Annotated in this window: 36 protein-coding genes; 7 read left to right on the plus strand and 29 right to left on the minus strand. The window is 44.9% G+C overall.

Annotated features, from left to right (window positions below; genetic code table 11):
* Positions 1-9: 9 nt before the first annotated feature.
* Complete coding sequence (gene ccoN / locus R7Q38_RS08855; protein WP_005396488.1) at positions 10-1,437, minus strand: cytochrome-c oxidase, cbb3-type subunit I; 1,428 nt, start codon at positions 1,435-1,437, stop codon at positions 10-12.
* 257 nt (positions 1,438-1,694) lie between these two features.
* On the opposite strand from ccoN, the gene R7Q38_RS08860 reads away from it, so the two are divergent.
* The 4 genes from R7Q38_RS08860 (at position 1,695) to R7Q38_RS08875 (ending at position 5,927) form a co-directional block, all read left to right on the plus strand.
* Positions 1,695-2,051 carry a hypothetical protein gene (locus R7Q38_RS08860; RefSeq protein WP_171342957.1) on the plus strand — a complete coding sequence of 119 codons (357 nt, stop codon included), beginning with the start codon at positions 1,695-1,697 and terminating at the stop codon, positions 2,049-2,051.
* A gap of 113 nt (positions 2,052-2,164) precedes the next feature.
* Entirely contained in the window at positions 2,165-3,346 is a 1,182-nt protein-coding gene (locus tag R7Q38_RS08865) for an FIST signal transduction protein (RefSeq protein WP_005389165.1), read from the plus strand.
* Positions 3,336-5,057 (plus strand): ATP-binding protein, encoded by a 1,722-nt coding sequence (locus R7Q38_RS08870; protein WP_005377471.1) that lies wholly within the window; start codon positions 3,336-3,338, stop codon positions 5,055-5,057. Before R7Q38_RS08865 ends, R7Q38_RS08870 begins: the two co-directional genes overlap by 11 nt.
* Positions 5,058-5,504: 447 nt before the next feature.
* Positions 5,505-5,927, plus strand: a complete 423-nt coding sequence (locus R7Q38_RS08875; RefSeq protein WP_140264755.1) for a phage protein — start codon at positions 5,505-5,507, stop codon at positions 5,925-5,927.
* On the opposite strand, the gene R7Q38_RS08880 is transcribed toward R7Q38_RS08875, so the two are convergent.
* From R7Q38_RS08880 to R7Q38_RS08990, 23 genes are all read right to left on the minus strand, one after another.
* Entirely contained in the window at positions 5,928-6,710 is a 783-nt protein-coding gene (locus R7Q38_RS08880; protein ID WP_318114192.1) for a hypothetical protein, read from the minus strand.
* Positions 6,711-6,885: 175 nt separating this feature from the next.
* On the minus strand, positions 6,886-7,716 hold the full coding sequence (locus R7Q38_RS08885; protein ID WP_318114193.1) for a hypothetical protein: 831 nt from the start codon (positions 7,714-7,716) through the stop codon (positions 6,886-6,888).
* A 263-nt stretch (positions 7,717-7,979) separates the two neighbouring features.
* Positions 7,980-8,165: a hypothetical protein gene (locus R7Q38_RS08890; RefSeq protein WP_025543506.1), complete on the minus strand. Its 186-nt coding sequence runs from the start codon at positions 8,163-8,165 to the stop codon at positions 7,980-7,982.
* Positions 8,146-8,373 (minus strand): hypothetical protein, encoded by a 228-nt coding sequence (locus R7Q38_RS08895; RefSeq protein ID WP_025625168.1) that lies wholly within the window; start codon positions 8,371-8,373, stop codon positions 8,146-8,148. Before R7Q38_RS08895 ends, R7Q38_RS08890 begins: the two co-directional genes overlap by 20 nt.
* 61 nt (positions 8,374-8,434) lie before the next feature.
* Positions 8,435-8,905 carry a hypothetical protein gene (locus R7Q38_RS08900; protein ID WP_062730603.1) on the minus strand — a complete coding sequence of 157 codons (471 nt, stop codon included), beginning with the start codon at positions 8,903-8,905 and terminating at the stop codon, positions 8,435-8,437.
* Positions 8,906-8,907: 2 nt separating this feature from the next.
* Positions 8,908-10,032 (minus strand): TasA family protein, encoded by a 1,125-nt coding sequence (locus tag R7Q38_RS08905; RefSeq protein ID WP_318114194.1) that lies wholly within the window; start codon positions 10,030-10,032, stop codon positions 8,908-8,910.
* Positions 10,033-10,035: 3 nt separating this feature from the next.
* Positions 10,036-10,752, minus strand: coding sequence for a hypothetical protein (locus R7Q38_RS08910; RefSeq protein ID WP_318114195.1), 717 nt, complete (start codon positions 10,750-10,752; stop codon positions 10,036-10,038).
* Positions 10,749-11,276, minus strand: coding sequence for a hypothetical protein (locus R7Q38_RS08915; RefSeq protein ID WP_017636232.1), 528 nt, complete (start codon positions 11,274-11,276; stop codon positions 10,749-10,751). Before R7Q38_RS08915 ends, R7Q38_RS08910 begins: the two co-directional genes overlap by 4 nt.
* Positions 11,277-11,663 (minus strand): DNAase, encoded by a 387-nt coding sequence (locus tag R7Q38_RS08920; RefSeq protein WP_318114196.1) that lies wholly within the window; start codon positions 11,661-11,663, stop codon positions 11,277-11,279.
* On the minus strand, positions 11,648-11,845 hold the full coding sequence (locus tag R7Q38_RS08925; RefSeq protein WP_005457419.1) for a hypothetical protein: 198 nt from the start codon (positions 11,843-11,845) through the stop codon (positions 11,648-11,650). The genes R7Q38_RS08920 and R7Q38_RS08925 overlap by 16 nt, the downstream gene beginning before the upstream one ends.
* The gene (locus R7Q38_RS08930; RefSeq protein ID WP_005457439.1) at positions 11,842-11,985 is read right to left on the minus strand and encodes a hypothetical protein; all 144 of its coding nucleotides are present in this window, start codon (positions 11,983-11,985) and stop codon (positions 11,842-11,844) included. Before R7Q38_RS08930 ends, R7Q38_RS08925 begins: the two co-directional genes overlap by 4 nt.
* The gene (locus R7Q38_RS08935; RefSeq protein WP_025627790.1) at positions 11,985-12,293 is read right to left on the minus strand and encodes a hypothetical protein; all 309 of its coding nucleotides are present in this window, start codon (positions 12,291-12,293) and stop codon (positions 11,985-11,987) included. The genes R7Q38_RS08930 and R7Q38_RS08935 overlap by 1 nt, the downstream gene beginning before the upstream one ends.
* A 9-nt stretch (positions 12,294-12,302) precedes the next feature.
* Positions 12,303-13,130: a major capsid protein P2 gene (locus R7Q38_RS08940; protein WP_029826364.1), complete on the minus strand. Its 828-nt coding sequence runs from the start codon at positions 13,128-13,130 to the stop codon at positions 12,303-12,305.
* Entirely contained in the window at positions 13,130-13,258 is a 129-nt protein-coding gene (locus R7Q38_RS08945) for a hypothetical protein (protein WP_005457441.1), read from the minus strand. The genes R7Q38_RS08940 and R7Q38_RS08945 overlap by 1 nt, the downstream gene beginning before the upstream one ends.
* Positions 13,259-13,370: 112 nt before the next feature.
* Positions 13,371-14,129, minus strand: a complete 759-nt coding sequence (locus R7Q38_RS08950; protein WP_318114197.1) for a hypothetical protein — start codon at positions 14,127-14,129, stop codon at positions 13,371-13,373.
* Positions 14,101-14,556: a hypothetical protein gene (locus R7Q38_RS08955; RefSeq protein WP_005457424.1), complete on the minus strand. Its 456-nt coding sequence runs from the start codon at positions 14,554-14,556 to the stop codon at positions 14,101-14,103. The genes R7Q38_RS08950 and R7Q38_RS08955 overlap by 29 nt, the downstream gene beginning before the upstream one ends.
* Positions 14,546-15,091 carry a hypothetical protein gene (locus tag R7Q38_RS08960; RefSeq protein WP_318114198.1) on the minus strand — a complete coding sequence of 182 codons (546 nt, stop codon included), beginning with the start codon at positions 15,089-15,091 and terminating at the stop codon, positions 14,546-14,548. Before R7Q38_RS08960 ends, R7Q38_RS08955 begins: the two co-directional genes overlap by 11 nt.
* Entirely contained in the window at positions 15,084-15,395 is a 312-nt protein-coding gene (locus tag R7Q38_RS08965) for a hypothetical protein (protein WP_005457413.1), read from the minus strand. The genes R7Q38_RS08960 and R7Q38_RS08965 overlap by 8 nt, the downstream gene beginning before the upstream one ends.
* A 3-nt stretch (positions 15,396-15,398) precedes the next feature.
* Entirely contained in the window at positions 15,399-15,593 is a 195-nt protein-coding gene (locus tag R7Q38_RS08970) for a hypothetical protein (RefSeq protein ID WP_176281229.1), read from the minus strand.
* A gap of 17 nt (positions 15,594-15,610) precedes the next feature.
* A complete protein-coding gene (locus R7Q38_RS08975) occupies positions 15,611-17,428 on the minus strand; it encodes a replication endonuclease (RefSeq protein ID WP_149192354.1) in 1,818 nt (605 codons plus the stop codon).
* 12 nt (positions 17,429-17,440) lie between these two features.
* Complete coding sequence (locus tag R7Q38_RS08980; protein ID WP_149192353.1) at positions 17,441-17,794, minus strand: hypothetical protein; 354 nt, start codon at positions 17,792-17,794, stop codon at positions 17,441-17,443.
* 2 nt (positions 17,795-17,796) lie between these two features.
* Positions 17,797-18,057, minus strand: a complete 261-nt coding sequence (locus R7Q38_RS08985; protein ID WP_025627686.1) for a hypothetical protein — start codon at positions 18,055-18,057, stop codon at positions 17,797-17,799.
* Positions 18,054-18,245 carry a hypothetical protein gene (locus R7Q38_RS08990; protein WP_005455288.1) on the minus strand — a complete coding sequence of 64 codons (192 nt, stop codon included), beginning with the start codon at positions 18,243-18,245 and terminating at the stop codon, positions 18,054-18,056. The genes R7Q38_RS08985 and R7Q38_RS08990 overlap by 4 nt, the downstream gene beginning before the upstream one ends.
* A 147-nt stretch (positions 18,246-18,392) precedes the next feature.
* Here R7Q38_RS08990 and R7Q38_RS08995 point away from each other — a divergent pair, with 147 nt between their 5' ends.
* On the plus strand, positions 18,393-18,656 hold the full coding sequence (locus R7Q38_RS08995) for a helix-turn-helix domain-containing protein (protein ID WP_005390085.1): 264 nt from the start codon (positions 18,393-18,395) through the stop codon (positions 18,654-18,656).
* Between the two features lie 317 nt (positions 18,657-18,973).
* On the opposite strand, the gene R7Q38_RS09000 is transcribed toward R7Q38_RS08995, so the two are convergent.
* The 3 genes from R7Q38_RS09000 to matP all read right to left on the minus strand — a co-directional run bounded on the left by R7Q38_RS09000 (position 18,974) and on the right by matP (position 20,188).
* Positions 18,974-19,297 (minus strand): hypothetical protein, encoded by a 324-nt coding sequence (locus tag R7Q38_RS09000; protein ID WP_025766620.1) that lies wholly within the window; start codon positions 19,295-19,297, stop codon positions 18,974-18,976.
* Between the two features lie 114 nt (positions 19,298-19,411).
* Complete coding sequence (locus R7Q38_RS09005; RefSeq protein ID WP_005377468.1) at positions 19,412-19,723, minus strand: DUF3634 family protein; 312 nt, start codon at positions 19,721-19,723, stop codon at positions 19,412-19,414.
* Between the two features lie 15 nt (positions 19,724-19,738).
* Positions 19,739-20,188, minus strand: coding sequence for a macrodomain Ter protein MatP (gene matP / locus R7Q38_RS09010; protein WP_005396497.1), 450 nt, complete (start codon positions 20,186-20,188; stop codon positions 19,739-19,741).
* A gap of 210 nt (positions 20,189-20,398) precedes the next feature.
* Here matP and R7Q38_RS09015 point away from each other — a divergent pair, with 210 nt between their 5' ends.
* Complete coding sequence (locus tag R7Q38_RS09015) at positions 20,399-22,039, plus strand: Lon protease family protein (RefSeq protein WP_238844457.1); 1,641 nt, start codon at positions 20,399-20,401, stop codon at positions 22,037-22,039.
* A 70-nt stretch (positions 22,040-22,109) separates the two neighbouring features.
* Entirely contained in the window at positions 22,110-22,628 is a 519-nt protein-coding gene (gene fabA, locus R7Q38_RS09020) for a bifunctional 3-hydroxydecanoyl-ACP dehydratase/trans-2-decenoyl-ACP isomerase (protein ID WP_005390081.1), read from the plus strand.
* 140 nt (positions 22,629-22,768) lie between these two features.
* Here the strand turns inward: fabA and rmf are convergent, their stop codons facing one another.
* Together rmf and R7Q38_RS09030 are read right to left on the minus strand one after the other, a co-directional pair.
* A complete protein-coding gene (rmf, locus tag R7Q38_RS09025) occupies positions 22,769-22,942 on the minus strand; it encodes a ribosome modulation factor (protein ID WP_005377453.1) in 174 nt (57 codons plus the stop codon).
* A 181-nt stretch (positions 22,943-23,123) separates the two neighbouring features.
* Positions 23,124-24,857: a DUF3466 family protein gene (locus R7Q38_RS09030; protein ID WP_213896466.1), complete on the minus strand. Its 1,734-nt coding sequence runs from the start codon at positions 24,855-24,857 to the stop codon at positions 23,124-23,126.
* Between the last annotated feature and the right edge of the window lies 1 nt (position 24,858).

Consider the following 24,858-nt stretch of genomic DNA (forward strand, 5'->3'; position numbering starts at 1 on the left):
TAAATCTCCTTATGCCGGATGTGGGATAGCTTTTAGGCTTTCTTTAGGTGCACTTACCGTTTTGTACGTGTTGTATGCCATTAGGAACATACCAGATAGGAAGATAAATCCGCCTAGGAAACGTACAAAGTAGAACGGATAAGACGCTTCTACAGATTCAACAAAACTGTAAGTTAGCGTACCGTCAGAGTTAACCGCGCGCCACATAAGACCTTGCATTACACCAGAGATCCACATCGCAACGATGTAAAGAACGGTACCGATTGTTGCTAGCCAGAAATGCACATTAACTAGACCAACAGAGTACATACGCTCTTGGCCAAATAGGCGAGGTACCAAGTGATATACAGAGCCGATAGAGACCATCGCAACCCAACCTAACGCACCAGAGTGAACGTGACCAATGGTCCAGTCTGTGTAGTGAGAAAGTGCGTTAACCGTCTTAATCGACATCATCGGGCCTTCAAAGGTAGACATACCGTAGAACGACAGTGAAACGATTAGGAAACGTAGGATAGGGTCATAACGAAGCTTATGCCATGCACCAGATAACGTCATAATACCGTTGATCATACCACCCCAAGAAGGAGCAAATAGAACCAGTGACATAACCATACCTAGAGACTGAGTCCAGTCTGGTAGCGCTGTATAATGAAGGTGGTGAGGGCCTGCCCAAATATATAGAGAAATAAGTGCCCAGAAGTGAACGATAGATAGACGGTAAGAATAAACAGGACGTTCAGCTTGTTTAGGAACGAAGTAGTACATCATACCTAGGAAACCAGCGGTCAGTAGGAAACCTACCGCATTGTGTCCATACCACCACTGAACCATCGCATCCACTGCGCCCGAGTAAATCGAGTAAGATTTACCGAGTGACACAGGAATAGCCATGCTGTTCACGATGTGAAGTACTGCTACTGTGATAATAAAGGCACCGAAGAACCAGTTTGCCACATATATGTGTGACGTGTTTCGTTTCACCAGTGTGCCGAAGAACACCACCGCATATGATACCCATACTAGCGCAATTGCGATATCAATAGGCCATTCTAGCTCAGCATACTCTTTACCCGATGTTAAACCGAGAGGCAAAGTAATGGCTGCTGCCAGGATGATTGCTTGCCAACCCCAAAAGGTGAAGGCAACGAGTGGGCCACCAAAAAGACGTGTTTGACATGTGCGCTGTACAACATAATAAGACGTTGCGAACAGAGCACTGGTACCAAACGCAAAAATTACCGCATTAGTATGCAGTGGACGTAAGCGACTGTACGTCAACCACGGCGTATCAAAGTTTAGCTGTGGCCAAACTAATTGAGCGGCAATCAAAACACCAACAGCCATACCAACTATGCCCCATAAAATGGTCACAAGGGTAAATTGGCGAACGACTGTATAGTTGTAGTTTTGTTCAAGCTGCTTTACTTGGCTCATTTGCATGCTTCCAATTTCTAATTAACTACACTTTTACTTCCAACACGACTTGCGTCGTAACACCACCCAAGTAAACTCTAGAATTCAAGTGTTATCATCACCTTATTTCCATTGCTGACTTTAATAAAAAGTGGCATTTTCAGCGTGACACTATACTTGAATTAACAATTCAATGACAGGGTAGTAACCTTACTGGACCTCTGGAAATCATTTTTTATTTAAAAAGTTTGAAGTTTGTAACAAGGATATTAGTAATTATGCCTGCACAAAAGTTAACAAAGGCGCGACTTGCACAAATCTTAATCATGCTCAGTGTTTTAATAGGCGCATTTTTCTGGCGTACCTTTACACACGAGAGTGTTAATAGCGTTGACTGTTCACAAAAAGAACGATGCGATGTAACAATTGAAGGAGAAATAATCACGATTAATCGTGACTCAATGGGAATTTCGCTCGAAACGATAGAAAGTAGCACTCTAAAAATTGATCTAAATCAATCTGGTAATTTTATCAATCTCAACGAGAAGCATAAGTCAGTAGAATGGGACATCATGCCTGAATCGAAAAAAATCACCTTTAAAAAAGGTGAAAACATTGTTGTAGTTCAATTATAAATACGATCTATCACGAGATAATCGTAACTTATTAATGAAATTAACACCTTCTTACCTAGAGAAAATTGGTTGGAATGGTATAACAGCAGAGTGATATCCAATTATAAAATCGTATGCATTGCCAATCAGTTTTTACTCATATTAAAGATGAAGACTCAGCGATAAAAACGCTCAGATCCGAATTGACACAACAGAACTTGTCTTACGTGATGTGTTACTACACGGAAGAATACAATTTCGAGTTGATTCGAGAAGCGTTTCTTGCGCATTTTCCTGGTGTGCCTTTTCATGGCGCCAGTTCATGTCAAGCCGTAATGACAGATCAGGGCTTTCATACAGGCCCAGTAATTGCGGCACTTGCTGTTTATGATACAGGCCCTCATGCTTATGGTACTGGTATTTCTAATCATAATTCAGGTGACAGTGTCACCAAGGCTTTGGATATGGCCCTTGAGAGCGCTAACCGTGTAGGAGAGGTACCAAACTTAATTCTACTTCATGCCACACCAGGGCAAGAGGAATCAATCATTGCGTCTATAGATGAAAGATTTGGAACTCTAATTCCAATTATTGGTGGTTCAGCCGCTGATAATAACATCGCTGGGAAATGGTCTGTGATAACCGCCCAAGGCTCTCAAACTTCAGGTTTAAGCTTAACTCTCTTTTACTCCTCTCAACCTGTTGATATCGCTTTTAGCGCTGGACATACACCAACTAATATCAAAGGTGTTGCAACCAAGACCAACGATAGATGCTTACTTGAAATTGATAACGAACCTGCGCTCAATGTTTATAGAAGGTGGACAAATCACCAGGATAACCAAGTAGGTAAAGATAATATGCTTTTTACAAATTCGAGTGCTTATCCATTAGGGCGGATCGCAGGTCATCTCTATGATCGCCCATATTACAAGTTATCCCATCCGATCCGTGAGACGCAAGATGGTGGAATCGAGTTGTTTACACGAATAGAAGAGGGTGACGAGCTCACATTAATGAAAGGAAGTCGTGAGCATCTCGTTGCGCGCGCTGCAAAAGTCGTCAATGCCGCTTTTAACCAAAAATTAGAAGAGTCTCGAAAAATTGGAGTGATAAATATCTTTTGCGCAGGTCCCATGTTGCACTTAATGCAAGACATGAATAGCGTTTGTGAACAAATTAACCAAGAACTAGAACATTTGCCTTTTATTTGCCCTTTTACTTTCGGCGAGCAAGGTAGATTTATTGGTGGTGAGAATGGACATGGAAACCTGATGATTTCATCGGCTATATTCCATAAACCTTATGAAAGATAAATACTTAGACATATATCAACAGGAAGCGCTTCAAGAAGCGTTAGTTGAGCTAAAGCAGGCTAGACAAAGAGAACGACTACTCGCCGATGAAAACAAGGCCATTCTTTCCGCGATATCTGCGATGAGTGAGGCAAAGAATCGGCATGAGATATTTACGGGATTAAACAATGTCCTCAAAAAGTACATCAACTTCGATGATTTTATTGTACTGACTCGTGATGGTGAACGATATCCCTTCAAGACATTGATATCAACTAATAGCGTATTTGATAATGTATCCTGGTTACACGGTAACACCTATCAAAGAGCTCTCAATGGTGAATGCATTCTACTGTTCGAGCCAGATAAACTCGCTGAGTTTGTTAACTTAAACAGCTTTATAAAAAGCCATGTAAACTCGGTCGTTTTAACTGGTATACGTTCAGAAGTAACGCAAACCGTAATCCTACTTATTGGAGCTCAGAAAGGGCACTTTAGCATAGAGAATAAGGAAACCTTGAGGCGGTTTCGTCCCTTAATTGAAAGGGCGGTCATTGATATCGAGACCAAAGAGAAGTTACAACGTATCGTTGAAGTAAGAACAACTCAGCTCGCTAAAGCAAGAGAAGAAGCAGAGCTTGCGAACCGGTCTAAGTCGGAGTTCTTAGCGATGATGAGTCATGAAATAAGAACCCCTTTAAATTCCGTTCTTGGAATGCTAGATATTCTGAAGCAATCAACCTTGTCAGAAGAACAAATTGATGCTTTGAGCCAAATGGAGTGCTCTGCAGAGTTACTTCTCGCGATAATCAGTGACATTCTTGATCTTTCTAAAATCGAGTCAGGTCGCTTTCAGCTCAATGAACAATGGATTAACTTAAGAGACACTGTCACTTTTGTTATTTCTCAGCAAAAACAAATAGCTAAGAAGAAAAATCTTAAATTCAAGCTAAACTGTACTGTCACTAATGACAAACAATTTTGGATTGACTCCACGCGGTTATCTCAAATTCTGTTTAATCTAATAGGGAATGCAATAAAGTTTACAGACGAAGGTGAAGTAAAAGTTTCTGTATCTGAGCAAGATGCTGAACTTGTGATCTCAATATCTGACACTGGAATTGGTATATCTAAAGCAAAGCAAGAACACTTGTTTACGGCATTTCATCAAGGAGACCGTTCCATCACGAGACGCTTCGGTGGTACAGGACTGGGGCTCGCAATAACCAAGCATTTAGTCGAAATGATGCGTGGAAAGATTGCCGTTAAAAGTGATGAGCATGTTGGTTCAACCTTTACGATTTCGATTCCAGTTTTGACTCGTTGTAATCAAAATCGTCCAGTTAGAATCGAAACCAATCAACCGACAAAAGCAATGGAACTTCTCGTCGTAGAAGATACCGAATCGAATCAGTTCGTAATAAAGCTTATCTTAAATAAGCTTGGCCATAATGTTCATATCGCAAGCCATGGAGCTGAGGCATTAACATTTTTAGAAGAGAATGAGGATTTAATCGATTTGATTCTCATGGATGTCTCGATGCCAGTGATGGATGGAATTACCGCAACAAGACTTATTCGAGATAAAGGTCTCAGGACCCCAATTATAGCGTTAACTGCACATGCGCTAGAAAGCGATAGAGATAAATGCCTGGATGCCGGTATGGACGGATTCATTTCCAAGCCAGTTAGAAGACAAGATATCTTTGAAGCTATACAGTCATTTCAATAAGTAAAAAGGCGTTAATATAGATCTTAACAATCGATAGATTATTAAGAACTATATTAAGTATTTTATGGTAAATAACGATTATGTTTAATGCTCACAGTAAGGCCCTTAAATTTAAAATCTGCAGGGGAATAGGAGCATACTCAGACAACATTTAGCGTACAGCAATACACAATTTAACATAACACATATAATGCGCACTATAGGAGGTTTTGTTAACAAAGTCTAACTCTTTGATTAAGCCTTTCATAAGTCTCTGATAACCAAGCCGTAAATTTTAATTTTGTGAGTTTTAAACGTTTAAGTCGTTTGTACTATTACTGGCGATTGTTTCCCGCAATCTACAAAACTCGCCCAATACTCTTACCGCCACATTATGAGGCGTTCGGTTAAGGCGAAAAAACAAGAAAAAAATAATTTTAGTCTGTTCATCAAATTGCGAGCGTTGTCATGTTTCACGAATCATTCTGCACTCTATTCTGGCGCGAATTTAAAACCCTTAAGCAAGGCGCCGAGTTTTTTCACGTTACCAAGCCGACGGTTGTTCGCTGGTTAGATGGCACCGTTCCGGTAAATCCGATGGCGGAAAAACTTCTACTCATCAAATCACTTGGTTATTTGCCTAATGACATCCGCTGGTCTGGTTTTCGAGTTTGTGAGCAACGAGCTGTGTTAATCACACCGTCCGGTCGTGAGTTCAGCCCTAAAGAATTGGAAAGCTTTGTGTTCTGGCGTGACGAACATCGTCAGTTTGTGGAAATGTACGGACACTTTGAGTACCCCAAGGTTTATCCTGCTAAGGAAAACCTGTTGCCGTTTCGTGGCGGCCGTCGAATGAAAGCCGCCGAATGGATACCGAGTAAAAACAAATGACTACTTTTTTAAGGCATCGATGAGCTGCCCACTGTTATAGTACATATGAACAAATGTCTTCGTTCCGATTATTATTGGTTCAATAATTGGTATTTGAGTCTTTCTCATGTCTAGAGTGCTGAAATGATTAAAGTTTAACTGCTGGTTTTTCTTATCTAACTGACATGCAATTGTTGTCGAATGAAAATTAGGATGACAGTACTCACAAAGCCATTCGTATATTTCTCTCAACATATTCTTACTGGGAGCTTGTTGTTTTAGAAATTTAGAAACAAATATTTTGTCTGCAAAATCTAGCATTTTCATCACATTTTTTGGCTCATAAGGATTACTCTCCTGCAGCAACTTATCTTTAGTACCAAGAAACAAAATCATTAGATCGTCATCTAAGGTTTCAGACTCTATGTTGCCTTCACTATATGAGTTTAAGCGATTATAGAGGTATCCCAAGGCGGCGGTGGTTTCAAACAGTGCCCGCATAGAAAGTGCAACGAGATAATAATTATTAGTTGCTAAAGCATAAAAGACTCCCTCATACAAGGATATAAGTCGATGCAGATAAACTTGATTTAAGGACATACTAGTGCTCTGCAAGCGCTCTAGAGAACCCTTAATTCCGCCAGATTTTCTTGGAATGCTTTCAACTCTTAGGCTAATCAATACTCGGTATATTTCTATATATTCTTCTTCATGCTCCTTAGGAATACGTAAAGTCGAGATTAAATGGGAAAAGTTTTCAAGTGACGCTTTATTACTAACAGAAGATACGTAAAACCGTCTCATGTTTCGAGCTCTTTTACGTTTTATATCTCTCCTGGTTTTTATATTGCTTATTCTTCTCTTTGATACCTTTGACATTATTAACCTTATCAAACAATAAGTTATAGAATAATATTTCGAACCTAATTAAGTTGGTCTAAAAATATAGAAAGGTGGATGTTGAACCACATTCCTATATTTATAATGAGAAAGCATCTTCTGCATCAATAACTTCGCTAATACAATCCAAGGTATTATTTATAACAATGTCATTTAATACTTCTTTAGGTTTTAAATCTCGAAGAATATCTCTCGTTTCTGGGGATAAACATTTCTCTTGTGATAAAAGTTCAATGACACTCTCTAGCTTCAAGCTGTAATCAATAAGAAGGGATACTGAATTATTTTGAGTTACCCTACACGCAAAGTTATTCTTACTAGGCTCAAGATTGTAGTCAAATAATCGAAATATATGTTTATAGTAAACTCCCTCTTCAGACTCATGCTTAGACCAGAACATAGATGAACCAAATCGCATTTTAACAGGCTCATCGTCTAAACCCAATCTAGCAACATTAACCTCCGGCTCTAATAGCATAACTTTAAATTCATCAAAGGCTTCAGGAGCGAGCTTTACTACACCCTGCTTAGAAATCGTCTCTTTGTAAAGCTTTTCCCCATAACTCAAAATTTCATAGGCTTTTCCGTTAAGCTCTATTTTTTCGAAATAAGGTATGCTGTCTGTCTCTATAACTTCCAGCGTGTAGGATCTTAAATTATTACCCGAACTGAATTTCTCCTGAGGTTTAGTCATTTTTGCCGAGTATTCGCGTTTACTAAACGGATCTATAACATTTACTTCGTTATGACCTAATAGCTCTGTCACTATTTTTTGCTGGTCAGGAGATATATCCTCTAGTTCAATTCTAATTCCGGCTAATTTGTTATTAGAAAAAAGACCCTCTGACTCAAAAGGTTTACAAAAAATGGCATCAATTCCCGTTTCGTTTATCTTAACTTGTTCAATCATTACTCTTCCCTCAAATCGAACCAATAAGCATGAAATTAAATTGTATGCTCATTCCTGCATATAACAAGCATAAGGATAACTGTTACATCACAAAAAGAGAAAGCCGAACCCCATCGCTAAGGGTTCGGCTTTTTTAGGCTTCTGCTTTGGTGGCGTCATTTGAAGCCTATCGAGGTCAATCGACCCGCCAAAAGTATCGGCTCCCTACTCGCTGTGTAAATCGTCATTAGTAGCGTTTCGAACCAGTTCGCAAGGTTTAAGCCTTAGCTTTCATTGTTGCGCGTGGCCGTTAGAACCAAAACACTTTCTCGCACTTCTTGCAGCCCTTGGGTTAACTGCTTGTTGATAGCAATCTGGTATTTCAAGTTCATACCCATCAAAGCAAACAACACAAGCGATTCAGACGAAAAGCCCAGACCAGATAAGGCGTTAACTAGGGCGCTCTCCATCCAAGCCCCCTACTTTTTTGCTTGGTTTCCACTTGTCCGGTAACGCTTCATAAGCGCCAATCACGGCAGGAATTGCCAAGCCAACCGCACCGCCAAAATTGACGCCCGTATCGGTCAATTCCACGCTGAATAAATGGCCGTAGCCCGTTGCCGCAGCAATGACTGAACCTAATAACGCAAATCCTTTTAATGTTGAACGTTCAAACATACTTTTTCCTTAATATAATCAAACGTCATATGACGCTATCAATGACGTTTTCAACGACGTTTTAAACCAGATTGACGCCTTTCAGCACCGTGTGTTTGCTGTAGTGGCGACCTACTTCCATGATGCTCATGGCGTGAAGAACTTCGACTAACAGCGGTTTGTTGTTCACCAAATCAATGCGCTCATCCATACCGACGCCCACACGACCCGCGACAAAGCGTGCATAGTTGGCCGTGTGGTTTTCGTTTGGTGGCGCAAAGCGGTGAATGATTTCGGTTAGCGTGTGCAGTTCGTGGCGTAGCTGATAGTTACGCAGCAAAATTGCTCCGGCACGAAAGCCCCATTCGGGCGCTTTAAAGGTTTCAAAGGCTTTATCGCGTGACGGCGTCACCTTACCTTTCCATGCATTAGAGGCAATGCGAATGTTAAGCGGGTTATGAATGCGAATCCCGCGAACGCTTGATGTGGTTGAGGTTGTCATAGTAAAGGCTCCCATCCCTAAGAGTATGATGACAAAGATAAATAGCGGCATAGTTACACCGCTTGATAGTTGACTGAGTTGAAGTAATTCAAGTGCACAGGCGATTCCGAGTAGTACGCCATGATGACGGTGGTTGCATCGGCAACCGTTCCACGCACACTGACTTGGTCATGACGGGTTTTCACCACTTCGGCGGGCAAGTTCTGCACGGTGTAATATCCTGGTGTGCCTTTTAAGCTCGCAAAGATAAGGTGCTTTTCCATACCAAACGGCATCAGAAACTTACTCACGTTGAGATGAACGCCCGCTTCAACGTCTGCTTTGCTGAATTCGCCAAACGACTCCGTTAATCGAAAACGGCGTGTGGCGGTGTCGCTTGGCGTCAAGTCTGGAATGATGTCGAGTTCATCAGGGTTTAAAAACACGCCCGCACTGACTGGGCTTGAAGTGAACTCGCCCAAACTGGTATCTGACTCCACAAAGTAAGCGTACAAACCGCCCGCTTGGAGTTTGATACCGTGCAACCATGCTTGTGAAAACTGGTTAAACCCTGCTTCGGCGGGGATCTGCGCTTGTGCCACATACCCGACGAAATCGCCGTTTGCATCAAGTTCAAGCAAACCAAAGCGCACGGCGGTGTTCTTTTCACCACGAAAAAACAAGCTATACGATTGATTTTCTGGCACCCACGCGGTGCCCTCATCGTTGAGTGCTCGTAGCTCTCGGTCAAAAGGCGCACTGAACACACTGAAATGCAACACGCGACTGTTTGAGCCTGTCGCCAGTAGATAGGACGCTTTGGCCGTGTAGTCGAACTTCTCAATATCACCGCCAAGGCTTGAGTACGCCACGCTGTGATAATCGCTCACGCCATCAATCGGCACGACTTCCACTCCCCAACCTACGGGAGCTGGACGGCCAAAGCTGCGCCCAAGGTGCATTTGGTTCGCGGCTTGGTCTTTGTAGGTGTAGGCATTGGTGAGCCAACGCAGTTGATGCGGAGAACCCATCGCCAAATCAACACCGGAATGCGATAACTCAGGGTTTACCAATAGGTTTTGCGGTGCGTCGCTTCCGCTCTCTGCACTCGCGGCCTTGGCGTCGTCGATGCAATCGGCCAAGTATTCAATTTTGTTGCGTGGGTCGCCGTTTGGTAAGTTCTCTCGTACTTGTCCCATGCGTTAAATCTCCATAGTCGTGACGGTGTCACCCGCCGTACCTGTTAAGGTCATGTCGGCCGTGCTTTCAATGGTGATGCGCTCGCCCGCTTCCAGTTCAAACGCATCAATAAACACCGAGGCGCTATTGGCTTTCGCCGCCTTAATCGTGATGGCTTTGCGCGTGGCGTTTTGCGCAATGCTGTGCGGGAACACGCTCACCGCTTCGGTGATGAGGTTTCCACTGACTTGCTCATCCACTTTGACCACTTGCGCGGCTTCGAGCGTGACCGCGGGCAATGATTGAACATTCACGGGTTGCGGCGCTTTGAACTCAACAGGCGGCAACGTCGTGACGCCGAGCTGTTGATTCGCAGCCAATTCAACCGCGGGAAGTTGATTCACTGCCAGTTGTTGATTGGGCGCAATTTCTACCGCGGGTTGCTGTTCAATCACCACATTCGGCAAGGCTTGAACCACAACGCTTTGACCCTCAACGGGCGGCGTGAACATCCCAAAGCCAAATTGAATTTCAATCTGGTTATCGGTGCGGCTTGAGATAAGCAAACGCCCAAGGTGTTTACCCTCGCCCACGTTAAACACCGACGACTTACCAAGCGTGACGCGTTCACCGGACGATTCCCGATAGACTTCAATCTCAGCTTGCGCCGATTTCAGATACAGCCAATTGCCATCTGGCGTCAGCGGGATGGCTTGACCCGCGATTAGTTGCGTGTTCATCGTTTCTTCACCATTACGTAGCCAAGCACCAACACAAGCACGATTGCTAACATCACCATCATCTTGCTTGTTTCGACTTGCCCGCCGTCTTGTTTGAATTTCGCCAAGTCCATCATGGCTTGCAGATTCTTCGAGTTCTGCGCCGCTTGGTTGCCCGCCAGTCCCGCCAACATATCGAGGTTTTCGCTGTTGGTTGAGGCATACGTTGCCAAGGAATCGCCCGCAAAATCAGCCACTTCGTCAATGGCGGTTTCGGCAATGTCGTGCGTGGTGTCCATCGCTTCAAGCGAAATACGCTCATTGCTGTTGAGCATTTCGCCGCCAAACGCAAATGCTTCATCAAACGCCTTTTCGCCAAGCTCCATGGCGGCATTGACGGCGCCGTGGTCGGTCATGGTGGTGTTGATGGTCGAGTTGTTCACCCCCGAAATCGCCACACCGAGGTTATCGCCACTAATGGCATTCTGACCGCTGACGTTAGTCGTGTTACTGGTATTACTCGATTTTGATTTAGAACTACCCATCTACTGCACCCCCAAATCCAAACGAATAAAATCACCGTCTTGCTTGGCGGTGACGCCAATCGAACGCACCAAGCGGGCGACACCATCAAAGGCGGTGTCGGCGGTCATGGATGACATGCCCGCCGCTTTCACCACTTTGAATAACTGGATAATCCCCGAACGCAGACCACGCCCCGCGACGCCCCACAAAAAGTAGTTATCCCCATCACGCTCACCCGCAATGATGAGATCATTTTCATTGCTGATTAGGCGATACAGACTCACGCGGCCATCCTTGACCGCTTTGCACAATTCGACATACGCATCAGGGCAAGCGCGAAACGCGGGCTTGAGTTCACCAAGCGCACGTTTCGATTGCGTCACGACTTCAATTACTTCTTTTTCCATAGCAACACCGCCGCAATCACAATCACTACAAGAATCATCAACGTGGTGGAGTTGCCCCCGCCCATGTTGATATTGCCTACCGATAGGCTGCCACTTGATTCGCCATCGGCACCGCTGACCGCGGGACCACCGTTGGCGCTAATTGGCATCGAGCCGGAATTGCCTAAAAGCCCACCAATCATAATTTGAATCCTTTCTTGTACAGGACATAACACACCAGAAGCAGACCGAGCACCCATCCGATGCGGTCAAAACCGCCCGTGATTTTGATGCCCGCCCATACGCCCACCGCACCTGCAATCAGGTATGGAATAAACGGCATTACTTCTTCCCCTTAGCGACGTAGAACATCGCCAATAACAACAGTACGAACAGCATTCCCATCATCAGGTGCGTGGTGGTCACCCCCGCAAACGCGGAGGTGTACACAGGCTCACCCGTGGGTTGTTGGTAGTCGTTATTGTGCTTTCGCTGTTCATCTGGATTGCTGGATTCGACGCGTTGAGCTTCGTTCTCAATCTTTACGCCGAGCCAGTCCTTGCCCAAGTCGGTGACATCGGTCATCAGTTCGCCGCCCGTTTCTAAGACGCCATCCCAAATGGAACCCCACATGCTTTGCTCTTGCGCCATAACGCCCCCTTACTGCGCGGTAGGCACCGCCACTTGTTCGATGGCTTCAATCAGAACCGGAATGCTGCCCGGTGCCGTTTTTTCCACTTCAAACGCCAGTTGTTTCATGGCCGCCGTTGGTAAACGTGCTTCGCTACCAAAACCGCAACGCGTGAAGTCCATCGAGAAGAAGCCCGCATTCTGCTCACGACCTGCCGCGGCTAAGTCGTAGGCGTTATCGGCCTTGTTGACGTTGAGCTCTTCACGTTCATCACGCAGGACGCGAACGCGTTCAATCGTGTTGTCTTTGAGGTGCAAACGCTTGATAGACAGCGCCGCGCTACGCTCGGCAAAGTCAAACGGTGTGCGACCACTCGATGCGGCGTACCACGTTTGGGAATAGATGCGCGGCATGTAGATACGTTGGCTTTGCGCCGCCGTGGTATGAGCACGAGCGCGAATCATTGGTGCCGCGGCACCCGTTTTGGCTTTTAGCTGGATGTACATAAACCAGATTTCGCCTTGCAGCGTGACTAGCTCACCTGTACGGATACCCAGTTTGGTACGCATCGACAAATCCGAGAAGTTCAGCACGTAGCGACCCGCTTGCACGTATTCTTTCTTGTGCTCTTGCAGGTCGATAAGGTCTTGACCCGTCACGTTGACGATTTCACGGCCGTTCACTTTCACTGTGATGCGCTCGATGTCTGCCGCATCGAGAATGTCCGTGACCAGTTCAATGTTTTGGTAAGTTGGACCCGATACCAAGCGCAAGGTGGCTTGGTTGCCCCAGTTCACACCCTCTACAGGGTCAAGCTCACGTGGACGCGGGTTAAAAGGTTGTTTTAGTGCTTCCATTAGAACCACCCATTTTCGCCGTTAAGAGTTTCACGCACTGGGTTGAGTACGCTGATATTGTTGATAGCGGCAATCACGATTAACGTGATAATCAGTGCCATCAGTAGGTTTTTGTGTTGCTGTTTCATGTTGTCCCTTTCGGTTGTACACGGTTAAAAAGTGATTTCATGAAACAGGGAAACGGACAGGCTTGGAAGTGAGAGCAACCTATAGGTTAAGTGGTTAACCTATAGGTTGGATTTAGCGTTGAAGTGCTCCGGTTAGACAGTTGAATGCGCCTTTTTCCACGTTGCCGATACCATCCCGAACCAATAAATATTCGGCAATCGGCTTGCCAATTGCGGCTTTGTTGTTTTTGGCTGACTTCAAGCCCGCCAAGGTATCGACGCACAAGCCTTTTTTATCCGCGAGCCATCGCACATCGGCCATCGAGTTGACCGCACCAATCCACCATACAGGTGATTGCTCGGTCACGGTCTTGGGCACTTCTTGCCCGCGTTGGAAAATCGAATGCAGTACAAGCCCATATTGACGCCCACCTCGCCATAATTCGCCCGCTTTGCCTTTGAGTTTACCGGACGTCTCCACGCAGCTTGCTAGCTCTTCGATGATCACATGCAGTTGTTTAGCGTCGCCATTACCCACCGCCCATACCGCGGCACTGAAGAACTCCAATTCTTCCGAGCAAGCCCCATCTTTGGGGATATACGCCAACTTGAACGACTTGCCGCGTTTACGTGCCATCACCAAAGCCTTGACGAACGCCACGCGAGAACTGGTTTCTAGACATTGTTGGCCGCGGAATTTCGCCCCCGCGTAGTTGCGGTAAGGGTCAAAAAAAACCGCTTGCGCGGCTTTTGGCACCAAACCTAAGTGCTTAACGGCGGAGGTTTTACCCCCGCCCGTGCCCGCCACGTAGATGACATGCTCGGCATCGTGTGACGGATTGGAGTTGACCGGATTGGGAAATTTAAGCGGCGTCTTTTTCTTTTTGCTCACGCTGTTTTTCCTCCTCTATCGCTAATAGCTCTTTTTGGTATGCCATGGTTTTCTTGGCACTGTAGACCAGCGACAACACCGCCAAGCCGAGAACGGCCTCTTGCATGTAATCACCAAACAGCGACGACACGCTGTCACTGTGTTTTTCCAACACAGGCAACGCCGCATCAATCACCGCCGCTTTGCCTTTTTCATCAAACTCAAAATCGACACCGGAAATAATCGACGTCGCTTGTTCGGCAATGGTGAACAGCACCGACAAGGCGCCCTCGAACATTTCACCCGCGGGTTGGTGGTTGTCGTCGTTGGCCGCTTCGGTTGGTAAGTCGGTTAGTTCGCTGACTTCGGTTTGTTCGAGTCCACTGATAACCGCGGAAAAGTCGCCCCAATCATCTAGCTCTGGTTGGTTTTCAATTTCATCCTGCATTGATTGGCTCTCCTTGTTCGGTGTCTGGTTCGGTTGGTTTTTTGGTTGGCATCAGTTGACGAATTGCCCAAACCAGCAAGGCGACAAAGGCTATCCCCGCTAAGACTTTTTTAACTGGAAACGGCGGCTTTTTAACGGGCGTTGGAGCGGGTTCCGGTTCGGTTACTTGCTCGGTTTCAACGCTTGGCGCTTCCACTGGTTCGGCAGCCGCAATGCTAGGCATATCAGTGCTTGCAACGATGTCGGGCACTGGTTCAACCGTTGGCGATTCAGCCTTAATTGTGACGGCGTCACTCATTTCTAACTGTTCAACCGAGTCAACCATGTTGGTTTCTACAAAAGCGTTAATGCTCTTGCTCATTGGGCTATTGCCACAGCTCGGACACTTGTAATAAAGCAGTCCTAAATTGCGTCCGTTTTTGGTGGGTTCGCCCTCAGCAATCAGCTTGCCCTCACCGACACGATGCACGGTTGAGGGACTTTGGCAAACGGGGCACGATACGTGCCCGCGAATTGGGTTGGGATGTTTACTCATCGGCGGCCGCCTCAACTGTTTCCAATTGCTGCATATTGCCTTTGACACAGCCGCGATACTTTTCACGCACCTTGTTGTTGAGCTTGGTAAGCTGCTCGATTTGGTCGAACAGCGTCGGATTCAAACCAAACGCTTCAAGCGAAAAGTTACCCGTCATGAGCATCTTGCTTGCGCGCTTGATAATCGCGTTGGTGTCCATGTTTTTGAACTGGCTCAACTCCTTTTCGACACTGGCGTTGAGTTTGTCGGCCGCATCGAGCGCGGCCATTGCTTGCTGACATTCTTTAAGAGATAGCATTTCCATTGTTTAAGCCTCGGCTAGTTCTTCATCGGTGTTCGGTTTGTTCTGAATCTGTTTGTTGACTTCCTTCATCCAGACCAGCAATAGACGCCAAAACACGCCGCCTTTGCTGCGCTTTACTTCGGCTTCCATTTCTTGGGTGATTTTGTCGATGTTGCTCATTGGGTTGTCCTTACCTAGTTGCTGAAATCGTTGTCGCAAGCAATATCCCAAACGGGTTAAATCAGTCGTAATGTGTTGTTTTGTAATTTGATTGAACAATATTGGTCGATGGAAACCGTCGCCCCATTCGCCAACGGCTCTAATAGGCATTTCACTCCCTCAAAGCTCCATCCGGTCAGCTTCTTTAACTCTGTAATGAGTGGGGAGTTACAGTTATTTTCAGTGCTCCAAGACGTCGCTCCGCGACTTTTTAAAAGACGCTTTACGTCTTTCGTTTGCACGAGCGAATAGCACTCGCTAGCGGTTTCGATGACTTGACCGCACCACTCAAAACCAATGATTTTTTTGATTGGTTCGCCGTAGTCGTTTTTGTTTTCTTTGTAAGCCAACTTCGCGCCCTTAGCTAACTGACAAAACAGCGCCCATTTGGATGAGTCTGCCGCTTGTCTCAGTTCTTCTAGCTGATCATCTTTTTGGGTTTGTTCGGCTGTCGCTCGGCGTAAACTGCGCCACAAAGACACAGGCTCACCACCAAATTGCTGAAACTGGCGAATGCGATGCACCGACGCCCAAGCGCGCACTTTAAATGCGCTTTCTTCGGCTTCGGTGTCTGGCATGTGTTTACCGTTGATGTTCTTCGAGACGTACTTGGCAATGTACGCCGTTGCGCCGCCCTTGCTTGGGTCGGCTTCTTTAACGTCGAAGCGTGGCGTGATGTCGTCGCCTAATTCCTCACGGTCTGGCGCAATCGCCTCACCGCGTAGAATACGAATGATGTTGGCTTTGTCTTTGTGAGAGCAAAACAAGAAATAGTGCGCGTGACTGGTTGCGTCTTTGTGTGGCTCGGCCACACGAAAACCAAAGTATTCAATCTCTAACTTGGCCAACTTAGCGCGAGCAAGTGACCATTGGCGCATTAACTCAGCGTGTCCGTCTTTGACGCTTGAGCCGTCCCACTTTGGGGAGTTGCGGTGATAACGACTCGGCAGTGTCCACGTAATGAACAGCGCGGTGTACTCCAGTTCGTCGGCCAGTTCTTCAAAGCCACGTGAACGAACCATCATTTCAATGCGTCGATTCTCAGGGTTAGCAATGGTGCGCTTTGCCACTTCCTCTAATGGAAAGTACTCTCCTGTTTCCTCGTTGTACACGCTCATCGACTTCATGTATTTCTCGGATTCACGCTGCTTGCGCTTCCAGTTACTAAAGGAAATCTCTGACACGTATTTGCTTTGATGGCCTTTGTCACCCACACGGCTCATGGTGATTTGGGCGTACTCGATGTAGTCACCACGCAGACGCAGCAAACGACGTTCGACCCACTTTTCCGACTGCATTTTGAGTACCGCAGCTGTTAGCATTTGCTCTAACACTTCAACGTCTTTCACTTTGAAATTTACGTACGGCGACTTAATGTGAATGGTCTTAAGTAACGCTTTTTGCTCAGAATAAACCGCGGCCAACGCCTCAACAAAAGAGGCGTAACCCTCGGCATTTAGGCTTGATAAAATCTCGGCGCATTGGTCGGCGTACTTCTCCGCGAACTTGGTCAGCGCGTCGTCACGCATCAAGATATTGTGCGTCAATGGCTCGCTATGCGCACCCTTTCGACTGTCAACAAACGAGTAACGATTCTCGATATGGTGTGCGCACTTCAAGCCAAATTTCACCGCATCTTTGGCGGTTTTAATGACGTTTTCACGTGTGGCGTTTTTGCGCTGTGTGCGCGCCTCTACTTTACGGCGCACATCGTTGCGAACTATCGCGGGTAAGCGTGGGAAAAATCGGCGTGAAAAGGCACTTTGATGAATGGCATCATTGGCGAACGTCTTGCCCGCCATCTTGATTTCTATGGCTTTGGTGTCGAAGTCCATACATCCCCCTGATTAAAGGGAAGAATCCGCGCCCACTAGGGGCGCTTCATCTTGCTTGCGGATACGGTCAGCAACGCGCTCATTGTTGCGCTTAATTGCCTGATATAATTTATATACCCTTGCACTCGTTGACGCGGTGGTATTGAATTCAAAATTGCATAGACTGTTTGTATTCACTTCACTATAACGGCGCAAATTGAACGAATAAAACTCAAGGCTATCAATATAAAGCGCAAGTTCGGTGGCTTCTGGTGCGCCTAATGTTTCGACCAAACGACCAAAGGCATAGTGAATCGCAGGAGTGCTATTAGAGCGACGTGCGCCCCACATGTAAGAAAAGGCTTCACGAGCGGTTAACTTTTTCATGATTACGCCCCCTCAACTTGAGCCAATGACTCACCGTTATTTTGCGCGCCAAGCGTCGCCATACGTTGAGCCGTGGTCGTGATGTCAGTTAAGGTGTTGTTTTGTGCTTTGATGCAAGCGACAAGCGTCATCCCTTGGTAAAGCCAAAGAGAGGCTTCAACGGTTTCAAGTTCGAAACTGTCGAAGTAGATATGAGTTCCGTTGTCTTGTGATGCAACAAGTTGGCGCTGATTGCGGCGCGATTTCCAGATACTCAAATTCATGCTACAACCCCCTGACGAAAACGTGTAGGAATGTAGGTCTGCTTCTTTTTAGGGAATTGCTCGGCGAACTTCTCGCGTAATTCTGCGATTTTACGCAGCGACTTAGCCGTTTTGATTGGGTCTGGATTTGCACACCCTGCCATATCAGGGCAAGGTAAGTGGATTGGGTTTGAGATTATACGTTCCATGTTCATAGCCTCCGCAAGCTGTCTCTTTTTTGAACATGGCAACCGTAAACGAATTATTTTAAACGTACAAACGAGTTAAACTACTGAAATAGCACGTAAGATGCTCTACAATTTAACAATCTTGTTTCTTTTTTAAACAGTTACTAAATGAACTACACAAACATACTTTTAGACAGAGTAAAAGCTAAGTACGAACTGGGCTCAGACTACAAACTAGCTCAGAAACTTGGCGTTGGTCGTAGTCGCGTAGCCCACTGGCGCGCGGGTAGCTGTTCTATGGATTGGGAAATAGCCTTTAAAATCGCCGACTTACTGGAACTAGATGATCAAAATTTGGTGTTCGGTTTGATAGATGATAAGTACAATAATCCCCGCTTAATCAATGCCTTACAAGCAGGCGCCCCTGTCTAGCCTATATTAACCCTTTCACATATAATGCGCACCAAGGAGTGAGATCTCAAAGCAATAATGTCCGGTTTTAGCTACTTTAAAATGTCCTCCTAAGATTAACAACATTGTTTGCTTTTGAGGCTTTAACCGAGGTTCCTGTGGACTTGCAATCGCTAGTTTGGTTTGTGGTTATGCTTACGAAGCAAATCAAATCTCTTATTGAAAATTGAAAAGCCTTTCATACTCGCCTCGTACAACAGCAAAAATCAGCTAAACGCTCTAATCGCTCCGCAACGAAATCTGCCAAAAATCACGAGCTCAGTTGCGTTCTGAAACATTTATAAGCCTGTGGTTATATGGAGGCGAATGTACTTTTCGGGGTATTTGTAACGATAGCGTTTTCCTTTCTTCAAGTTGGACTTAACGTACCTACACACTTTTTGGTCACCACTGCTGGTTACTCTTTTTATTACTGCGTTTTTACTTTTGTGCTCCATTTCTATCATGACGTCACAATAACCTTGATAGCCATCAAACTTATTGTCTACTTTCTTTTGAAGCTTAGTCTTAATCTTTTTAGCCAACAGGTTCGTTTCTGAATCGTCAGCAAAAACTGAATTACTTGCAAAGATCAATACCATTAAAGTTACAACGTATCTCATCGTTTTGGTCCGTTTATGTTGTTGATTGTTCGATGATAAGTAATTTTTCTGTAGATACGAAAATGGGACGCCACATTGCGTCCCATTTAACATGATGAAGTAACTGATATGTAATTAAGCGCGCTTCTTGCCTTTGTTTGCTTTGAAGCCCTGGTGCGGAAAAACGTTACGAATCCTCTGTTGAACTTTTTTGGGAATGCCTTTGGAAAAGCTTAAGCGCATTCCTGTTCGTTGGCTATACACCTTCATTTCACCAGTAAACGGGTTATGCTCACTAATATCCTGTAAGTTGTGTTTGAAAGAAGGAGGTAGATGCCCTTTTACGTTACTAATATGGCCATTATCGAACTTTACTTTTAACACCGGCCTATCGACTGCGATCAACCAAAAGATCACGATGGCTGCAATTAAGATTACATATAACATTTGGCACTCCCTATCCTAGCTAGATAGCAATTTACTCAAATCCTCTTTAATTGAGGTAACTTTTTGACTCGCTTTTTCACTTCTCGACGCTTCGGAAAGCAAATATTCAATTGCGTCAGATAACGTACAACCAAGTTCATTCGCTCTACTAGAAAGCTTTTCCCAAACTCGGTAATCTAAATCAATGGATTTCTTCTTTGTATGGACTTGCTCTGCATTGAAGTGACGTTTCCGTTTCGCTCGGATAGCCTGCTTGAGTTTATTATCTAACTCTTCTGACATGTGGTTTTCTATCCAAGCCAAGACAAGTGTAGGCTCGTGTTCAAGGCGTTTTAGTTCTGCGACCGCTGCATCTGCTTCGCTTGTATCAATATGTCGGGTAATCGCTTCACCATCTTTCCATTTTTTGATGAGATACTTCCATTTCCACCCACATTCTAGATTCTCAAGCTGCTGATATTTCATTTGTTCCGACCCATAAACATAACCTAGTGACAGCGTAACCCAGATGGTTTACTTGGGCAAATAAAACTCTTAGAAGTATCGATGTTGATCACTCATTTGTCTAAGTATTGTTCATTGAGAGTTGAATGCCGTGAGCAAACCAAATTGGTGCTAGGGTGTTATAGTCCGTTTCGTTATAATGTCGGCAAGATTGAATTACGATGAATTTTAATGAACCAACTTAATTGGCAAGACGTAACACCTTCACTTGAGCAGTACGAAGCACTTTTAAAGTCGGCACCTTCGTTACCAAAGAAGTCTTTTACTGAGCTCCAACCGAGAATGTCGGCAACGATATCTCGTTTTTCAAAAATTTCCGGATTGACGCGAGTACTACTCATTAACTGCGTAGATAATTCTGTATATAGAGAGTTCATCAGTAAAGCTCTTCAGAGCGAGTCTAACGCTGCTATAGTTTTGTCGGAATCACTTGATGCCAAACGTTTATTTGACCGTTACAGTGTTGATGTAAGTGGTGATATTGCCTTCCAACCTGGTTTAATTTCACAGGCAGATAACGGTTACTTAATAGTACCGGCTAATCTAATTTTGGCTAACCCAGGGCTTTGGCCAAATATAAAGTCTGCAATTCAACAAAACCTTATCGAGCCACTGAACCTAAGCCCTACTCGTTTACCTACTTCAGTACCGCAAGCTAAAGCTTATGATGTAAAACTGATTGTAACAGGAGAAAGAAGTCAGTTAGCAGAGCTAGAATACATCGATGAAGACTTCTGTTCTGGCTTTGCCATGTATACGGAAGTTGAAGAAGATATTCATCTGTCAGAGCAGAATTTGACAGATTACTTTGGTTTAGTGAACTGGATATGTTCTCAATATCAGCTGCCTCACTTAACTGAATGTGGTTTTAGAAGATTGTTGCTAGCCGGTATGAGATTTACTGAAGATCAACATTATCTGCCTTTAGGAGTAATGTGGCACTCTCAACTTCTAACGCTTGCTAGCCAGTTCAGTGATGGCCACGCATTAGATTACAAGTCGTTAGATAAAGCGATTGACGATAAGTATTACCGAGAATCTTACCTTCCTCAGCGTGCCGTGTACGATATTTTAGATGGCCAAGTCATCATTGAGACAACTGGGGAACAAGTTGGTCAAATCAATGGCCTAACCGTTATTGATATGGCTGGGCACCCTGTCAGCTATGGTGAGCCTGCACGAATATCTTGTGTAATTCATTTTGGTGATGGCGATGTTTCCGATGTTGAGCGCAAAGCTGAGCTTGGAGGCAATCTACATGCAAAAGGCATGATGATTATGCAAGCTTTCTTGAGCTCTGCTCTGAAACTGGATGAACCACTGCCTTACTCAGCCTCCATCGTATTTGAACAGTCTTATAGTGAAGTTGATGGTGACAGCGCATCTCTTGCAGAACTTTGTTGCTTGGTGAGTGCTTTATCTGAATCTCCAATTAATCAACAAGTTGCGGTTACAGGAGCTGTTGATCAGTTTGGTCGAGTGCAAGCCGTCGGTGGCTTGAACGAAAAAATTGAAGGCTTTTATCAGGTTTGTAAACATCAAGGTTTTACAGGAAATCAAGGTGTTGTGATGCCAAAATCAAACCTTAAACACCTTGCATTACATAAAGATGTAATAGAAAGCATTAAAAATGGTGAGTTCCATATTTGGTCCGTTTCTACCGTAGATGAAGCTATTCCGATTGTAATGAATAAACCTTTTAGAGGTGAAGACGATAGCATTATTGGCAAAATAGCGGAACGTATTGAAAACTTTGAAAGACATGAGCATCCAGAAGGAATTGTGCAGCGCATCAAAAACTGGTTTGTCTAGTACTGATCGGAGTTGTTTAGCGTACACGTGTTCACTAAGATGCAGCTATCAAAAATTGGAGTAATTGATAATGCAAAACAAACGTGATTCTTATAACCGTGACGATCTACTTGCTTCTAGCCAAGGCGAACTGTTTGGGCCTGGTTACCCTCAGCTTCCTGCGCCAAACATGCTAATGATGGATCGTGTTACTAAAATGTCTGAGACTGAAGGCGATTTTGGTAAAGGTTTGATCTTGGCGGAATTGGATATTACTCCAGATTTGTGGTTCTTTGACTGCCACTTCCCTGGCGACCCTGTAATGCCGGGTTGTCTTGGCCTTGATGCGATGTGGCAACTTGTTGGTTTCTTCCTTGGCTGGGTTGGTGGCAAAGGAAAAGGTCGTGCTCTGGGTGTTGGCGAAGTGAAGTTTACAGGTCAGATCCTGCCAACAGCGAAAAAAGTGACGTACGAAATCCACATGAAACGCGTTGTAAACCGTAAGCTTGTGATGGGTTTGGCTGACGGTCGTGTATGTGTGGACGGCAAAGAAATCTACGTAGCAAAAGATTTGAAAGTTGGCTTGTTCCAAGACACTTCAAGCTTCTAATCACGATTTTAATCGATTTATTAAGGCTCCTATTTAGGAGCCTTTTTGTTATCGAGTGTTAACCTACTTCCCTATGTCCCTATAATGTAGAAAAGGCTCCGTAGAGCCCTTTCGAATCCTTCTTTTTGTATGTGGAGAGTTTATTTGTAGAGACCAGATTGTCTTTCATCTCTGGCATCACGCCAACCACCTAACCAATACGACCGAGCATCAACTTGTTGATATGGGCAAGCCTCTTGAGACCTTCCATTCAATCCAGCTTTGTAGCCTTGAGATTGAGCTCGTTCTAGGCGATCACGCTTTTGTCTCTTCATAGTTAATTCCTCATACAGGTCCATTTACTAACGTACAGCTGTTATTGTGAAACTTTGATGGAGTTTTTATGACTCCACTTATAAGAATCGATCAAAGTAGGCAATTTCTCAAGGCATAAAAAAAGCAGAGACTCAAATGTGTGAGCCTCTGCTTGATTTAAAAATTACTGACGATTTTTAACTATTTTCTACGGAACCCAAACAATCCAAGCATGGTCAAAGCTAACCAACCAAGGCCTGCACCTTGACGCTCTGTCGTCGTTGAGTCAATGCTTCGAGATACGATGTCGTCCTTAGTTGCGTCAGCAATAGGTACTAGTTTGACTGCTACAATTTGCTCTTCAGAGCTACATGTCGCATTGTTTGCTGTTGTACTATAACCACCTGCACATTTCATAGCAGTACCAGAGATCACACCTGCATCATTGATATCAGTTGCGTCGATAATACGGAACTGATTGTTTTGTTCAGAGTAATCACCGCCGTTAGTCAAACTGTCTAGGAACCAAGCTTCTCCATTGAATAATGTTGCAGCACGTTCACTAGTCTCGCCACCTACGCTATATGGATAGATAAAACCGCGCTTACGACGTGGCTTGCCATCGTCTTCACGAGTCGTTTCCGCATCAAGTTGCCCGACGATTTCATTGTAAGAGTTGATACCGCCCATCTTACCGCCCGCACCGCTAAAGAAAATGCCAGTAGTTGGGTAAAAAGCGCTAATAGAATCCTTACGAACATCATCTACGATAAAGAGACGATTCGGAGCAGAGCCCGTTGGCATTAAGTATCCGCCCGAACGTTTTGCTTCACCAATAGCAACAAAATTAGAGTTAACGTCGGTTAATCGTGAGTTTGTATGAACCGTATCATCACCCTCGCGCTGTCTAGCTCCTACAACAACTTTGTTTTTCCAAGTTGCGTTTTCAACGCTACCTTCGGCTTCTAGAGTTCCGACAAAAACAGTCGCATTCAGGTAGTTATCATCACTGTAAGTGTTGTAACCTACGCCATAGACCGTAGTTCCATCAGTGACAAGGTCACGCATGCTCCCTTGAGCTAACCTTTCTCCATCTTTAGATGTGCCACTTGGCCAAGCCAATTCACTGACGGTTCCGCTTTGATCCCAAATCGCTGCTTTTGATGTGTGGTGAGATCCATTGGTATTGCTTGCTGTTCGAGAAACACTGCCAACAGTAAAATTGCCGTCTGTGCTCCAAGCATGGCTTTGCACAACACTTGCGTCACCATCGCCAGTAAGAATATTTGGCTCTACTGGTGCAACTACGGTATTTCGTGTTTCTAATGTAGAAGTATTTTCTGTGCTAACTTTACTCTGATTACCGACAGCTGCACCACCCTCGGTAAGCTGGTTGATAACATTGTTATATTCATTTTTATAAGCAGCAGAATCTTCTTCTATGAACGCTAACGCATTAGAAGTAAAGTCTTTACTACGTTCTTTATTCCACGGCGTCCAGTTTACTGAAGCCCATGAGTCACAGGTGGAATAGCGAAGCTGGTTGTAACAGTAACGCTCAAAGTCTTTGAGTTCTTGGATGTAATAAAAGCCAGCGTCTAATCCGAATGGGATTTCTTCACGATAGCTGTTCCCATCCACGGCTTGTGTCGCTGAAATCGGCGTAGTGCGAGTTTCCATTGCAAGTTTAAACTGCTCTGGCGTGCAGTTTGCTGCTGCATCAAAGCAGCCTAAAGCGAAAGGTGAACCTGTTGAAGGATCTGTACCTGCATCGCCCTGTTGAATTGCAACCCCGTAAGCCGTTTGGTAGTCACCGTTTGAACCATGATCCTGAGGTGAAACCTCAACAACTTGATACAATGCCGCCTGTGCGTTCATTGTGGTACCAACCATCATTGCAATGGCGGTCAATTTGAATTTATTACTACAATTCATT

It is taken from the genome of Vibrio sp. Vb0598 (assembly GCF_033338935.1).
In the GTDB taxonomy this organism is placed as follows: Bacteria; Pseudomonadota; Gammaproteobacteria; order Enterobacterales; family Vibrionaceae; genus Vibrio; species Vibrio alginolyticus.